This window comes from Streptomyces sp. HUAS TT7 (assembly GCF_051550175.1).
In the GTDB taxonomy this organism is placed as follows: Bacteria; Actinomycetota; Actinomycetes; order Streptomycetales; family Streptomycetaceae; genus Streptomyces.
Map to the genome: position 1 here is coordinate 2,105,140 of NZ_CP196175.1, position 11,578 is coordinate 2,116,717.

15 protein-coding genes are annotated in these 11,578 nt (G+C 71.7%); 6 read left to right on the forward strand and 9 right to left on the reverse strand.

Annotated elements, in window-relative coordinates:
* Positions 1–43 precede the first annotated feature (43 nt).
* Positions 44–337, forward strand: a complete 294-nt coding sequence (locus ACSHXC_RS09370) for a chorismate mutase (RefSeq protein ID WP_438291136.1) — start codon at positions 44–46, stop codon at positions 335–337.
* A 57-nt stretch (positions 338–394) separates the two neighbouring features.
* Here the strand turns inward: ACSHXC_RS09370 and msrB are convergent, their stop codons facing one another.
* The 4 genes from msrB to ACSHXC_RS09390 all read right to left on the reverse strand — a co-directional run bounded on the left by msrB (position 395) and on the right by ACSHXC_RS09390 (position 3,714).
* Positions 395–796: a peptide-methionine (R)-S-oxide reductase MsrB gene (gene msrB / locus ACSHXC_RS09375; protein WP_189965676.1), complete on the reverse strand. Its 402-nt coding sequence runs from the start codon at positions 794–796 to the stop codon at positions 395–397.
* A 20-nt stretch (positions 797–816) separates the two neighbouring features.
* A complete protein-coding gene (gene murC, locus ACSHXC_RS09380; RefSeq protein ID WP_438291137.1) occupies positions 817–2,211 on the reverse strand; it encodes a UDP-N-acetylmuramate--L-alanine ligase in 1,395 nt (464 codons plus the stop codon).
* 99 nt (positions 2,212–2,310) lie between these two features.
* Positions 2,311–2,778, reverse strand: coding sequence for an indole-3-glycerol phosphate synthase (locus ACSHXC_RS09385; RefSeq protein ID WP_438291138.1), 468 nt, complete (start codon positions 2,776–2,778; stop codon positions 2,311–2,313).
* Between the two features lie 153 nt (positions 2,779–2,931).
* A complete protein-coding gene (locus ACSHXC_RS09390; protein ID WP_438291139.1) occupies positions 2,932–3,714 on the reverse strand; it encodes a pyrimidine reductase family protein in 783 nt (260 codons plus the stop codon).
* On the opposite strand from ACSHXC_RS09390, the gene zapE reads away from it, so the two are divergent.
* Both zapE and ACSHXC_RS09400 read left to right on the forward strand, forming a co-directional pair.
* On the forward strand, positions 3,713–4,819 hold the full coding sequence (gene zapE, locus ACSHXC_RS09395; protein ID WP_438291140.1) for a cell division protein ZapE: 1,107 nt from the start codon (positions 3,713–3,715) through the stop codon (positions 4,817–4,819). The two genes, ACSHXC_RS09390 and zapE, sit on opposite strands and share 2 nt — an antisense overlap.
* Before the next feature lie 66 nt (positions 4,820–4,885).
* Entirely contained in the window at positions 4,886–5,311 is a 426-nt protein-coding gene (locus ACSHXC_RS09400) for an OsmC family protein (protein WP_189965666.1), read from the forward strand.
* A 143-nt stretch (positions 5,312–5,454) separates the two neighbouring features.
* Here the strand turns inward: ACSHXC_RS09400 and ACSHXC_RS09405 are convergent, their stop codons facing one another.
* Positions 5,455–6,207 (reverse strand): hypothetical protein, encoded by a 753-nt coding sequence (locus tag ACSHXC_RS09405; RefSeq protein ID WP_438291141.1) that lies wholly within the window; start codon positions 6,205–6,207, stop codon positions 5,455–5,457.
* A 245-nt stretch (positions 6,208–6,452) separates the two neighbouring features.
* On the opposite strand from ACSHXC_RS09405, the gene ACSHXC_RS09410 reads away from it, so the two are divergent.
* The gene (locus ACSHXC_RS09410) at positions 6,453–7,298 is read left to right on the forward strand and encodes a polysaccharide deacetylase family protein (RefSeq protein ID WP_438291142.1); all 846 of its coding nucleotides are present in this window, start codon (positions 6,453–6,455) and stop codon (positions 7,296–7,298) included.
* A gap of 14 nt (positions 7,299–7,312) precedes the next feature.
* On the opposite strand, the gene ACSHXC_RS09415 is transcribed toward ACSHXC_RS09410, so the two are convergent.
* The 4 genes from ACSHXC_RS09415 to ACSHXC_RS09430 are packed head-to-tail and all read right to left on the reverse strand — an operon-like array spanning position 7,313 to position 9,844.
* Positions 7,313–7,543, reverse strand: coding sequence for a hypothetical protein (locus ACSHXC_RS09415; RefSeq protein ID WP_438291143.1), 231 nt, complete (start codon positions 7,541–7,543; stop codon positions 7,313–7,315).
* A 32-nt stretch (positions 7,544–7,575) separates the two neighbouring features.
* Positions 7,576–8,244, reverse strand: coding sequence for an ABC transporter (locus ACSHXC_RS09420; RefSeq protein ID WP_438291144.1), 669 nt, complete (start codon positions 8,242–8,244; stop codon positions 7,576–7,578).
* The gene (locus ACSHXC_RS09425) at positions 8,241–9,143 is read right to left on the reverse strand and encodes an ATP-binding cassette domain-containing protein (protein ID WP_438291145.1); all 903 of its coding nucleotides are present in this window, start codon (positions 9,141–9,143) and stop codon (positions 8,241–8,243) included. The genes ACSHXC_RS09420 and ACSHXC_RS09425 overlap by 4 nt, the downstream gene beginning before the upstream one ends.
* A gap of 23 nt (positions 9,144–9,166) precedes the next feature.
* Positions 9,167–9,844 (reverse strand): AIM24 family protein, encoded by a 678-nt coding sequence (locus ACSHXC_RS09430; protein WP_438291146.1) that lies wholly within the window; start codon positions 9,842–9,844, stop codon positions 9,167–9,169.
* A 70-nt stretch (positions 9,845–9,914) separates the two neighbouring features.
* Here ACSHXC_RS09430 and ACSHXC_RS09435 point away from each other — a divergent pair, with 70 nt between their 5' ends.
* Together ACSHXC_RS09435 and ACSHXC_RS09440 are read left to right on the forward strand one after the other, a co-directional pair.
* The gene (locus ACSHXC_RS09435; protein WP_438291147.1) at positions 9,915–10,643 is read left to right on the forward strand and encodes a peptidyl-tRNA hydrolase; all 729 of its coding nucleotides are present in this window, start codon (positions 9,915–9,917) and stop codon (positions 10,641–10,643) included.
* A gap of 322 nt (positions 10,644–10,965) precedes the next feature.
* Positions 10,966–11,571 carry a DUF4142 domain-containing protein gene (locus tag ACSHXC_RS09440; RefSeq protein WP_438296496.1) on the forward strand — a complete coding sequence of 202 codons (606 nt, stop codon included), beginning with the start codon at positions 10,966–10,968 and terminating at the stop codon, positions 11,569–11,571.
* The last annotated feature ends 7 nt before the right edge of the window (positions 11,572–11,578 follow it).

Genomic DNA, 11,578 nt, shown 5'->3' on the forward strand with positions numbered 1-11,578 from the left:
ACCGTCCAGCACGTCAACTGCCCTGCCCTACAAGGAGAGCACCATGACCCTGCAGACACTGCCGACCGGCGACAAGGCCACCACGGAAGCCGCCATCGCGGAGCTCAGAAGCTCCATCGACGTACTCGACGCCGAGATCCTCGGCCTCCTGGAGCGCCGCCGCGAACTGTCCGAGGCCGTCCAGGAGGTCCGGATCGCCGCGGGCGGTCGGCGTACCGAGTTCCGCCGCGAGAACGTCATCATCAAGCGGTACGCCGACCGGTTCGGGCGACCCGGAAGCGCCATCGCGATGAAGATCCTCGAAATCTGCCGGGGCACCATCAAAGTGAGCCGATAGAAAACGAAGGGCCGGGGCGGACTCGGTGTCCGTCCCGGCCCCTTTCGGCCTCCGGCACTACTTCTCGGTCAGCCGCAGCGAAATGCTGTTGATGCAGTACCGCTGGTCCGTCGGGGTCGGGTAGCCCTCGCCCTCGAAGACATGACCCAGGTGGGAGCCGCAGCGGGCGCAGCGGACCTCAGTGCGGACCATGCCGTGGGTGCGGTCCTCGATCAGTTCGACCGCGTCGGTGTCCTTCGGGTCGAAGAAGCTCGGCCAGCCGCAGTGCGACTCGAACTTCTCGCCGGAGGTGAAGAGCTCGGCCCCACAGGCGCGGCAGGAGTACACGCCCTCCGTCTTGGTGTCGGTGTACTCACCGACGAACGCGGGCTCCGTGCCGGCTTGGCGCAGCACCTGGTACTCGGCGGGCGTCAGTTCCGCGCGCCACTGCTCGTCCGGCTTCTCGACGTCGTACGACATGGGGGTGCTCCTCGGTCGGATCAGTTCGACAGGCGGGCCAGGATGGCCGGGCCGAGGTCCGTCACGTCGCCCGCGCCCATGGTGAGAACGAGATCGCCGGGTGCTGTCATTCCCGCGACGACGTCCGGGACGGTGGACTTGTCGTGCACGGCGGTCACCGTGGCACCTGCCGCCTTGGCCGCATCGATGATCAGTGCGCTGGTGACACCGGGGACCGGGTCCTCGCGGGCAGGGTAGATGTCGAGGACGACGGAGAGGTCGGCCAGCGCCAGGGCCTCGCCCATCTCCTTGCCGAGCTCCTGCGTGCGGGAGAACAGGTGGGGCTGGAAGACCACCAGGAGGCGGGAGTCGGATGCCGCGCCCCGCATCGCCTCCAGGTCCGCGGTCATCTCGGTGGGGTGGTGCGCGTACGAGTCGATGACCTGGACGCCCTTGGCCTCGCCCTTGAGCTGAAGGCGGCGCTTGACTCCGGTGTACTTGCCGAGCGCGGAGGCCAGGTTGTGCGCCGGGATACCGAGCGCGACGCCCGCGGCGAGCGCGGCCACCGCGTTGTGGGCGTAGTGGCGGCCGGGAACCGAGACCGTGAAGGTCAGGAACTTGCCGTTCAGGAGGACGGTCACCTCGGAGGTGAGGCCGCGCGGGGTGACCTTGTGGACGCGGACGTCCGCCGTCTCCGACTCTCCGTACGTGACGACCTTCAGCGAGGACAGGTCGCGGACGCGCTTCGTGAGCTCCACGGCGCCGGGCTGGTCGGCGGCGATCACCAGGGTGCCGCCGGGCCTGACCTTGCCGACGAAGGTCTCGAAGGAGTCGTAGATCTCGTCCATCGAGGCGTAGTTGGCGTGGTGGTCGAGCTCGACGTTGAGGACGATGGCGACCTCGGGGTCGTACTTCTGGAAGCTGCGGTCGCTCTCGTCGGCCTCGGCCACGAAGATGTCGCCCGCCCCGTGCCGGGCGTTGGTGCCGGGCCCTTCGAGGTCGCCGCCGATCGCGTACGAGGGGTCCAGGCCCAGCTCGGTCAGGGCGACGGCCAGCATCGAGGTGGTGGTCGTCTTGCCGTGGGTGCCCGCCACGGCGATGGCGCGCAGGCCGCCCATGAGCGAGGCGAGCGCGTCGGAGCGGTGCACGACGGGCACGGACAGCTCGGCGGCGCGGGCCAGCTCGGGGTTGTCGGCGCGGATGGCGCTGGAGACGACCACGCAGGTGGCGTCGTCGGCGAGGTGCTCGGCCGCATGGCCGATGTGGACGGTGGCGCCGAGCGCCCGCAGCGCTTCGGCAGTGGCGGACTCCTTCGCGTCGCTGCCCGCGACCTCGGCCCCGCGCTGGGCCAGGATCTTCGCGATGCCCGACATACCGGCACCGCCGATGCCGATGAAGTGCGGCCGTTCCATGGCGGTGGGAATGGCGGATGCCATGCGGTTCTCTCCCGGGGTGCGACGTACAGAAGGAGCCCCCACCCTAATTCCTGCGGGGGCTCCGGCCGCGACACGGCTCCGGACGGGGACCGCGCGGGGCTACTCGCTGTGGGCGAAAAGCTTGAGGACGGGGACGCCGACCTTGTGGCGGGCCCGCGATGCCCAGTCCCGGTGGAAGAACTCCTCCACGTAGTGCGGGGCCGTCAGGACGATGACCTCGTCGGCGCCCACCTCGTCGACCACGCCCTTCAGCTTGTCCAGGGGATGGTCGTCGACCACATGCCCCACGGCCTTGCTTCCGGCGTCCCGCAGCGACTGCACCGAGTGCTGGAGCGCCAGTTCGGCGGGGCCCTGCGCGGCGGAGCCCGCCGGTTCCTCACCCTCGTGGACGGCTTCGTCGAGTTCGCCGAGCGCCACGTCGTCGATGGCGCGCAGCAGCCGGTCCTGGTCGCCCCTGGGCTGCATGAGCACGACGAAGGAAACCGGCTCGTCCCCGTGCAGGGTGGTGACGAATTCCACGTCGACGGAGGTCAGGGGCTTCTCGATCATCAATACGCTCGTGAACACGACAGGCGCCCTTCTGTTTTCTCCATGGCCGCCGCCACCGCTGACTGGCGGGTACGGCCCCTGCGGAAACCATCCTTCCCCGTGCCCGCACGGGGTCTGCGTGAGTAAGTGTGCCCAGCGTGAGCAAACCGGAACGGTGAATTCCACCGATTGTCAGATTCGACGGTAACGCGTGTAGAGGAACCCGGCGTCCTCCAGCACGGACGTCGGCGCGAACCGCTGGGGAACCTTCACCGCGGGCCCGCCGGCGATGCGCTGCGCGTCGCCCGCGGTCAGCGTCGGGGACACCGTCAGGCACAGCTCGTCGAGCACCCCGGCGGCCACGAACTGGCCGAGCAGCCGCGGCCCGCCCTCGGTGAGCAGCCGCAGCAGGCCGCGGTCGGCCAGGGCCTGCAGGGCCCACTCGGGCTCGACGCCTGGGCCGTCGCCCGCGACCACCACCTCGGCGCCCGCCCGCTCGGCCGCCCGGACCCGGTCGGGGTCGGCGGCCGCCCCGGTCAGGATCAGGGTCGGGACCAGGGGCGAGGTGAAGAGGGGCAGCGAGAAGTCGAGGTCGAGGCTGGCGGTGACGACGGCGATCACGGGGGCGGGGCCCTGCCCCGCGGCCTTGCGGCGCTCGGCGAACTCGGCGCGCGCCCGGGCCGGCCGGTACCCCTCCAGGCGTACCGTTTCCGCACCCACCACCACCGCGTCCGCGAGCGCCCGCAGGGTGCCGAAGATCCGCATGTCGGTGTCGGAGGACAGCGGCTGTGAGCGGCCCTCGTGCTGGCCCGCGCCGTCCAGCGAGGACACCATGTTGGCCCGCAGCCAGGGGCGGTCCGTACGGGGATAGGCGTAGGCGTCGGCCAGCCGGTCGAGCGACCACTCTGCGCTTTCTGCCTGCTCGGCACCCTCGGCGTCCGGTGTCTGGTCGGTCACAGGGAACAGTTGTCGCATGCCGTGCAGTCTGGCACGGCCCTTACAGTTAGGGACTGTGTCGACCAGCCCCATAACCGAAGCGGCCCCGGTGTCGCTCTGCGCCCGCGCGCCGCATGTCCCCGCCGATCGTCTGGTCGCCGAGATGGTGCCGCCGCCGCGGTTCGACTCGGTCCGCTTCGAGACGTACGTACCGGACCCGAACCAGCCGAGCCAGAGCGAGGCGGTCACCGTCCTGTCGTCCTTCGCCGCGGGGCTCGGCGGGGCGCACGCCGTCGGTGCCAAGCGCCGCTGGTTCGCGAAGAAGCCGGCCGCCGTCACCGGGTCGCGCGGGGTGTACCTCGACGGCGGTTACGGCGTCGGCAAGACCCATCTGCTCGCCTCGCTGTGGCACGCCACTCCGGCCGAGCCCGCGCTGAAGGCCTTCGGCACGTTCGTCGAGCTGACGAACCTGGTGGGCGCCCTCGGTTTCCAGCAGACGGTCCAGACGCTGAGCGGCCACCGGCTGCTCTGCATCGACGAGTTCGAGCTCGACGACCCGGGTGACACCGTGCTCGTGTCCTCGCTGCTCCGCAAGCTCGTCGAGCACGGTGTGGCGCTCGCCGCGACGTCCAACACGCTGCCGGGCAAGCTCGGCGAGGGCCGGTTCGCGGCGGTCGACTTCCTGCGCGAGATCCAGGGCCTCTCGGCCCACTTCCGCCCGCTGAGGATCGACGGCGAGGACTACCGCCACCGGGGGCTGCCCGAGGCCCCGGCTCCGTACTCCGACGAGCAGGTCACCAAGGCGGCGTACGCCACCGAGGGCGCGGCGCTCGACGACTTCCCGCAGTTGCTCGACCACCTCTCGCGCGTCCACCCCAGCCGGTACGGCGCGCTGACGGACGGGGTGCGCGCGGTCTGCCTGACCGATGTGCGGCCGGTGCCCGACCAGTCGACCGCGCTGCGGCTCGTGGTGCTCGCCGACCGGCTGTACGACCGCGAGGTGCCGGTGCTCGCCTCGGGCGTGCCCTTCGACCGGCTGTTCAGTGACGAGATGCTGAACGGCGGCTACCGCAAGAAGTACTTCCGGGCGATCTCCCGCCTGACCGCGCTCGCCCGCGACGCGAAGGGCCTTGTGGCGCAGTAGGTTTGGGGCCGAGGGGGCCGAAGCTGCATCCGTCCGTGGCCCCCTCGGCCACAGAAGGGAATCACCATGGCCACCACGCGCACGGCGCACACGGTCTGGGAAGGCGAGCTCATCAAGGGCTCCGGCACCGTCACGTTCGACTCCTCGGGCATCGCGTCCCAGGCCGTCTCCTGGCCGTCCCGCGCCGAGCAGGCCAACGGCAAGACCAGCCCGGAGGAGCTCATCGCGGGCGCCCACTCCAGCTGCTTCTCGATGGCGCTTTCGCACGGTCTGACCGGCGCGGGCACCCCGCCCACCCGCCTGGAGACCAAGGCCGACGTCACCTTCCAGCCCGGCGAGGGCATCACCGGCATCCACCTCACCGTGCGCGGCGAGGTCCCCGGCCTCGACGAGGAGGGCTTCCAGGCTGCCGCTGAGGACGCCAAGAAGAACTGCCCGGTGAGCCAGGCCCTTTCGGGGACCACCATCACGCTCACCGCCGAGCTCGCCTGAGGCTGCGCCGGGCGGTACGTTCCCTCGCACGATCGAGGGAACGTACCGGGACGCCGGAGGGGATGCGCAGTGGCCGGGGCGGGACACGAGCTCCGCGAGCCGCCGCGCGTCCCCGCCCGGATGAGTGAATGTCTCGCCGGAGTTCAGGACGTGCGGCTCATCAGGCCCGAGATGTCGACCGTCTCGGCGGCGGACGGGGTCGCGGCCGGGACCGGCTGGTCGAAGCCGCCGAAACGTACGGTCGCATCCGGCGCCGCGCTGCCCTGGGCGACGGTGATCCGCACCGGGTAGGGCCTGCCGGTCGCCGCGACGTCGAGCGTGTAGGTGCGGCCCTGTTCGGTGGCCGTGACGGGGATGACCGCGGCGCCGTCGACCGTGGTCGGCCTGCCCTTGGTGAGGCCGGTGGCCGGCATCTTGGCGGAGGTGTCGAGGTACTTCTGGAAGGTGTCGAGGTCGCACACGCCGGTCGTGTCCCGCAGCACCGGGTCGTCGGTGGTGCCCTTCAGATACCGGTTGCCGACGAGCGAGGCCAGCGCGCTGCCGCCGCCCGGCACCTCGTTCCGCCAGAACGCCGCGTCCGGCTTCATCCACACGTCCGCGCCCCGCTTCACGATCTCGACCGAGCCCTGCGGGCCGAGGCTCACCGAACCGCGGCAGTTCCCGGACCGGTCCAGCGTGAGGTCGAAGGAGGCCGGGGAGCCGGGTGTGCGCAGGTCGCCCTTGGCCGTGATGTGCAGGGACTTCGCGCCGAGCAGGGCTTCGTGGGAACGCTGGGAGATCTCGTCGGCGGTGAGTGAGCCGGTGTCGTCGGCGTGAGCGGTGGCCGCGCCCGCGAGGGGGAGCAGGACCGCCGAGCAGAGTGCCGCCGAGCATGCTGCCGTACGGAATCCGGACACGTCGCCTCCCTGGGGCCTTGAACCGCGCCTTGCCTGCGAAGGGGCCTGTTCGGGCGTGTGATCCGTATGCAACGAGCGTAGTCCGCCGGGGCGGATCGGTCGCGTTGCGGAGCTGGAGGGCCGGGATCCCGGAGGCGTACGGGGGCGGGCCTTCGGAGGCACCGCTGTACGGCATTGGCCGGAATCTCCGGGGCAGCGGGAGCGGCGCGAACAAATGGGCCGATACGATCGGATACTTTCCGTTTGTGACCATTACTGTACGTAAACTGCTCGCGATTGCCCTGCTCGGTGCCTCGCTCGCGGGCTGCGGCTCCGACCCCGCCCCGCACAAGGCGGCTCCCTCGGCCTCGGCGGCTGCGGGCGCTCCCCAGGGCCCTCCCACCTTGGCCCCCGGCCCCGGCGGGATCACCCCGGTCTTCCAGCGGGCGCCCAAGAACCCCCAGGGCGAGAAGGTCGTCGCGCTGACCTTCGACGCGGACATGACGGCCGACCAGGGTCCGCGCGCGGCGGGCGGCGAGCACTTCGACAACCCCGCGCTCATCGCCGATCTGAAGCGGCTGAAGGTGCCGGCCACGGTGTTCATGACCGGGCGGTGGGCCAAGGAGTACCCGGCCGAGGCCCGCGCCATCGGGACCGACCCCAACTTCGAGATCGGCAACCACTCCTACAGCCACTACGCGTTCAAGTCCGACTGCTACGGGCTGCCCGTGGTCGAGAAGAACCGTAGGCGGGCCGATGTGGAGAAGGCGGCGGCCCAGTTCAAGAAGGCCGGGGTGCAGAACGCCGTGCCGTACTTCCGCTTCCCCGGCGGCTGTTACGACGACGAGGTGCTGCGCACGCTGGCCCCGCTGAAGATGACCGCCGTCCAGTGGGACGTGGTGAGCGGGGACGCCTTCGCCAAGGACGCGAACGCGGTGGCCGAGCAGGTCCTGGCCGGGGTGCAGCCGGGTTCGCTGGTGGTCATGCACTGCACGCGCAGCGCGGCGCCGGTCACCGACGCGGCGCTCCAGCGCATCGTGCCGGAGCTGCGCAAGCGCGGGTACCGCTTCGTGAAGGTCTCCGACCTGATCCGCAGCGCCACGCACCACTGAGCCCCGGCTGTGGGTCAGCCGGAGCAGGCCGTGCGCTGGGCCTCCTGCCACTCGCAGACCGGACACAGCGTGCTGCCCTTGGTCGACTCCGGGTACTCGGTCGGCCTGCGGCACAGCACGCACTCGGCGAAGGGGCCTTCCACCGGGCCGGGCGCGGCGGCCTTCACGGGCACGGCTTCGCAAGAGGCCGCGCCGTCCTCGTACGCCGTGTCCTCGTACGCCGTGTCGTCGCGCCTCTCGTCCATGCCGTCGAGCCTAGTCGGCGACGCGAGCGCGCTCAGCGGCGTCGCGAGCTGAGCGCACAGACCCCGGCGGCGGCCGCTCCCGCGAGGACGATCGCGGCGGCCAGAGGCAGTACCGCCAGGTGTACGGCGCCGGTCCGCGAGCCGCTGACCAGGCCGAACACCGCGTACTGCGCGGGCGACGGCGCGAGTACCAGGGCGAGCAGCGCGGCCAGTGCGGTGAGCGAGAGGGACCAGCCCCGGCCGTGCAGCACCGGACGGCTGCCCAGCGCGCCGACCGCGGCGCCGGTCAGCACGCAGACCCCGGTGGCGAGCAGCCCCGCCACGGCCGCGGCACCCAGCGGCACCGCGACCTTGTGGTCTCCGCTCATGGGATCGCTCACGGCGGCGACATACGCCGTGCTCGCGAGGCCAAGCAGGGCCGCCGAGCCGGTCGCCGCGAGCAGGGACGCGAGGTGGACCCGGGCCGGGCCCGCCGCCGCGGCGACGCAGGTGCGGGCGGCCTCCTGCTCCTGGGTGACGCAGATCCGCACGAGCCAGGCCGCGACCGGGAGCAGCCCGGCGGCCGCGTACCCCATGGAGTCCAGCACCGGCTCCCCCGCCTGCACACCGATGCCCATGAAGGCCGCGTACAGCAGGACCGGACCCAGCCAGCGCTGGGAACGCAGGAGCAGCGCGCTCTGGTAGCGGACGAGCGGGATCACTGACTGCGCACTCCTTGGATGTGCCAGGGCGGACGGGCCGCGAGCAGGGCGCGCAGCAGGTCGTCGGAGTGGGCGGCGGTCACACGGAGGGTGCGGGAGCCGTCGGGGGCCGCCAACTCCTCAGGGGAGCCCGGCAGTTGGGCCGGGAGCGGGGTGGTTCCGACTATGTCGATGAGGAGGGTCGGGACCACATGGGTCGGAGCCACAGGGGTGCGGCCTACATGGGTCGAGCCCACATAGCCCGGCACCACATGGTCCGGACGCACATGGCTCGGGCCCACACGACCCGGGCCCACATCGTTCAGCGCCACCGGCTTCAGGCCCGCCCCCACCACCGCGTACCGCGCGTCCTCCCCGCCGGACAGCCGCTTCGGGTCGTGGTCGACGAAGACGACCGTCGCGCCCGCCGCCACGCGTTCGTGCACCGCGCGGTCGAGTTCGGTGCGGGCCTCGGTGTCGAGGCCGGTCCATGCCTCGTCCAGGACGAGGAGTCCGGGGTCGGCGAGCAGGGCCTGGGCCACGGCGACCTTCTGGCTGGTGCCCTTGGAGAGTTCGGCGAGCGGGGTGCCCGCGTGCGCGGCCGCGCCGAACCGGTCGAGCCACTGTCCCGCCCGCTCCTTCGCCGTCCGGCGCGGCAGGCCGTGGATGCGGCCGAGGTGCGTCAGATAGCCGACGGCCGTGAAGGGCAGCGCCGCCGGGAAGCGTTCGGGGACGTACGCGGTGCGCGGGCGGCCGGTGACGCGGCCCTCGGTCGGCGCGTCGATGCCGGCCAGGAGCCTCAACAGGGTTGACTTTCCTGTGCCGTTGGCGCCTTCGACCCGGATCAGGGCACCCTCGGGCAGGTCGAGGTCGATGCCGCGCAGGACCCAGGGGCCGCCGATGGAGTACCGGCGGCCCACGCCCCGCAGTGCGCGTGCGGTGCTCAGTGCTGCTGCGCCTTCTGCGGGGTCGCCTCGCTCGGCCGGACGATGACGTAGCCCTCGCCCTGGAGCATCAGCTGGACGGCTTCGCCGGAGCCGCCGCGCAGCATCGAGCCGATGGACTGCGAACGGTGCAGGGAGGTCTGGAGGTTGGCGCTCCAGCCGACCACCGCGTCGGTGTCGACGTACACCGGCAGCTGCGGGGAGACCGGGATGACCAGCGGGTTGCCCTCGCAGACCAGGCCGAGCCGGCCGTAGCCGCTGAAGACGCTGTTGAAGAGGCCGCCGCCGGCGATGCCGGAGCCCTTGACCGTCTTGATCCCGTAGCTGAGCGAGGAGTCGAAGCACAGCACGTTGCGGCCGTTGATCGTGAGGGCGTCGCCCTGCTCGATGTCGACGATGAAGCAGTTCTGCGCCTCGTGCGCGAACCAGGCCTCGCCCTGGCCGCTGACCGACATCAGGGGCAGGCCCTCGCCGGTCACCGCGCGCTTGAGCATGCCGCCGATGCCCTGGCCCCGCCGCTCGAACTGGAGGGTGCCGCGGTAGGCGATCATCGCGCCCTGGCGCGCGAGCATCTCGCCGTTGACGGCGTACTTGATCGACTTGGCGTTCTCCAGCGTCATTCCGGCGACGGTCGCCGGCTGGGCCACGTTCTCTTTGGCAAAAAGGTCGCTCTTCATGCGCGCATCCTGTCCCGGAACGATTCATTCCGCCAAGAATCACCGGTTCGGCGGCTGGCAGACTGGTGGAGTGAGCACTCAGGACACCCCTTCCGACAGCCCCTTTCGCCACGAGTCCCCGCGCGACGAGGCGCCGCAGTTCGTGCTGCCGCTGGTCGTACGCATCGAGAAGGCCGAGCCCCCGGCGCGTACCGACGCCCTGGAGACGGCGGCCCGCGCGGTGCTCGTGATGCTCTCCGACGAGCGGTCGCTGGGCGAGGGCGACGACGAGGGCGAGTGGGCTCAGGTCATGCGCGACTGGCAGGACGCGCGGATCCGCAAGGTGGTGCGGCGGGCCCGCGGCGCGGAGTGGCGCAAGGCCTCGGCGCTGCCCGGCATCACGGTGACCGGGAAGGCGGCGGAGGTACGCGTCTTCCCGCCCGTGCCGCTCGACGGCTGGCCCAAGGAGCTGGCCAAGCTCCAGGTGTCGGGGACTGACCTGGACGACCCGGTGGACCCAGACGCCCCCGATCCGCTCGCGCCGGTCCTCTGGCTCAACCCGGAGCTCGGCATGTCCGCGGGCAAGGCCATGGCGCAGGCCGGGCACGGCGCCCAACTCGCCTGGTGGGAGCTGTCGGACGCGGACCGCAAGGCCTGGCGCGAGGCGGGCTTCCCCCTCTCGGTACGCACCGCGGACCCGGCCGCATGGCGCGAACTGACACTCAGCGGGCTCCCGGTGGTCCGCGACGCGGGGTTCACGGAGATCGCCCCCGGCTCGTGCACGGTCGTCGCGGACCACCCGGCCCTGCACGCGGTCTGACGCTCGCCCTCCTGGCGGTCACTGCTCGCGCGCCCGCCCGGAACCACTGATCCTCGCCCGCGGCGGCGCCGGCGCTCGGACGGGCCCCTCAGGCGTCACCACGGCCCGCGCGCTGGTACAGCCCCCGGGACCCATGGGGGCCATCCCCCGCTCACCTCCCTCCCGCCGAATGACGGTCGCTGAATTGCTCCTTCCGCCCTCCTGAACGCAACACCCGCCCCATCCGTATCCCCCGGTACCGCCGAGTAGCGCTCGCGCTCTCAACTGGCCGTCCCCGGGAGGCGTCTTGTCGCGTGGAATTGTTCGTTCCGGTCGTTTTGCCCTGCGTCGCGTCAACGGCACAGGGCTGCTCATCGCGGTGCTCGTGGCCACGCTCGGCGCGCTCGCCTTTCCCGTCTGGTCGTACGCCGACCGGGGCGGGACCCCGCAGGCCAACCTCGACTCCGCGTCCACGCCGACCCCTTGGGGTCCGCTGTCGGCGACCGACCGGGAGTTCGTCACCAAGGTGCGGCTCGCCGGGCTCTGGGAGGGGCCGGCCGGGCAGCAGGCACAGCAGCGGGCGCCCAGCGCGGCGATCAAGGCGGCAGGGGACCACCTCGTCATGGGGCACGCGGCGCTGGACCAGCACGACCGCGACGTCGCGGCCAAGCTCGGCATCGAGCTGCCGAGCCAGCCCAACGCGCAGCAGCAGGGCTGGCTGCGCCGGCTGACGGCGGACACCGGCATCGCCTACGAACGGGACTTCGCCAACCTCCTGCGCGCCGCCCACGGCAAGGTGTTCGCCCTGGTCGCCCAGGTCCGCGCGACCACCCGCAACTCCCTCGTACGGGACCTGGCGACCGACGCCAACACCACCGTGCTCGACCACATGACGATGCTGGAGGCCACCGGCCTGGTGGACTTCGACGCGCTGGCCACCTCCAGCTGATCGCCGA

Excerpts from the sequence above, each read along its gene's own strand:
- ACSHXC_RS09370 (WP_438291136.1), top strand. The coding sequence starts at position 44 with ATGACCCTGCAGACACTGCCGACCGGCGACAAGGCCACCACGGAAGCC.
- msrB (WP_189965676.1), bottom strand. The coding sequence starts at position 796 with ATGTCGTACGACGTCGAGAAGCCGGACGAGCAGTGGCGCGCGGAACTG.
- murC (WP_438291137.1), bottom strand. The coding sequence starts at position 2,211 with ATGGCATCCGCCATTCCCACCGCCATGGAACGGCCGCACTTCATCGGC.
- zapE (WP_438291140.1), top strand. The coding sequence starts at position 3,713 with ATGCCGTGCAGTCTGGCACGGCCCTTACAGTTAGGGACTGTGTCGACC.
- ACSHXC_RS09390 (WP_438291139.1), bottom strand. The coding sequence starts at position 3,714 with ATGCGACAACTGTTCCCTGTGACCGACCAGACACCGGACGCCGAGGGT.
- ACSHXC_RS09400 (WP_189965666.1), top strand. The coding sequence starts at position 4,886 with ATGGCCACCACGCGCACGGCGCACACGGTCTGGGAAGGCGAGCTCATC.
- ACSHXC_RS09415 (WP_438291143.1), bottom strand. The coding sequence starts at position 7,543 with ATGGACGAGAGGCGCGACGACACGGCGTACGAGGACACGGCGTACGAG.
- ACSHXC_RS09430 (WP_438291146.1), bottom strand. The coding sequence starts at position 9,844 with ATGAAGAGCGACCTTTTTGCCAAAGAGAACGTGGCCCAGCCGGCGACC.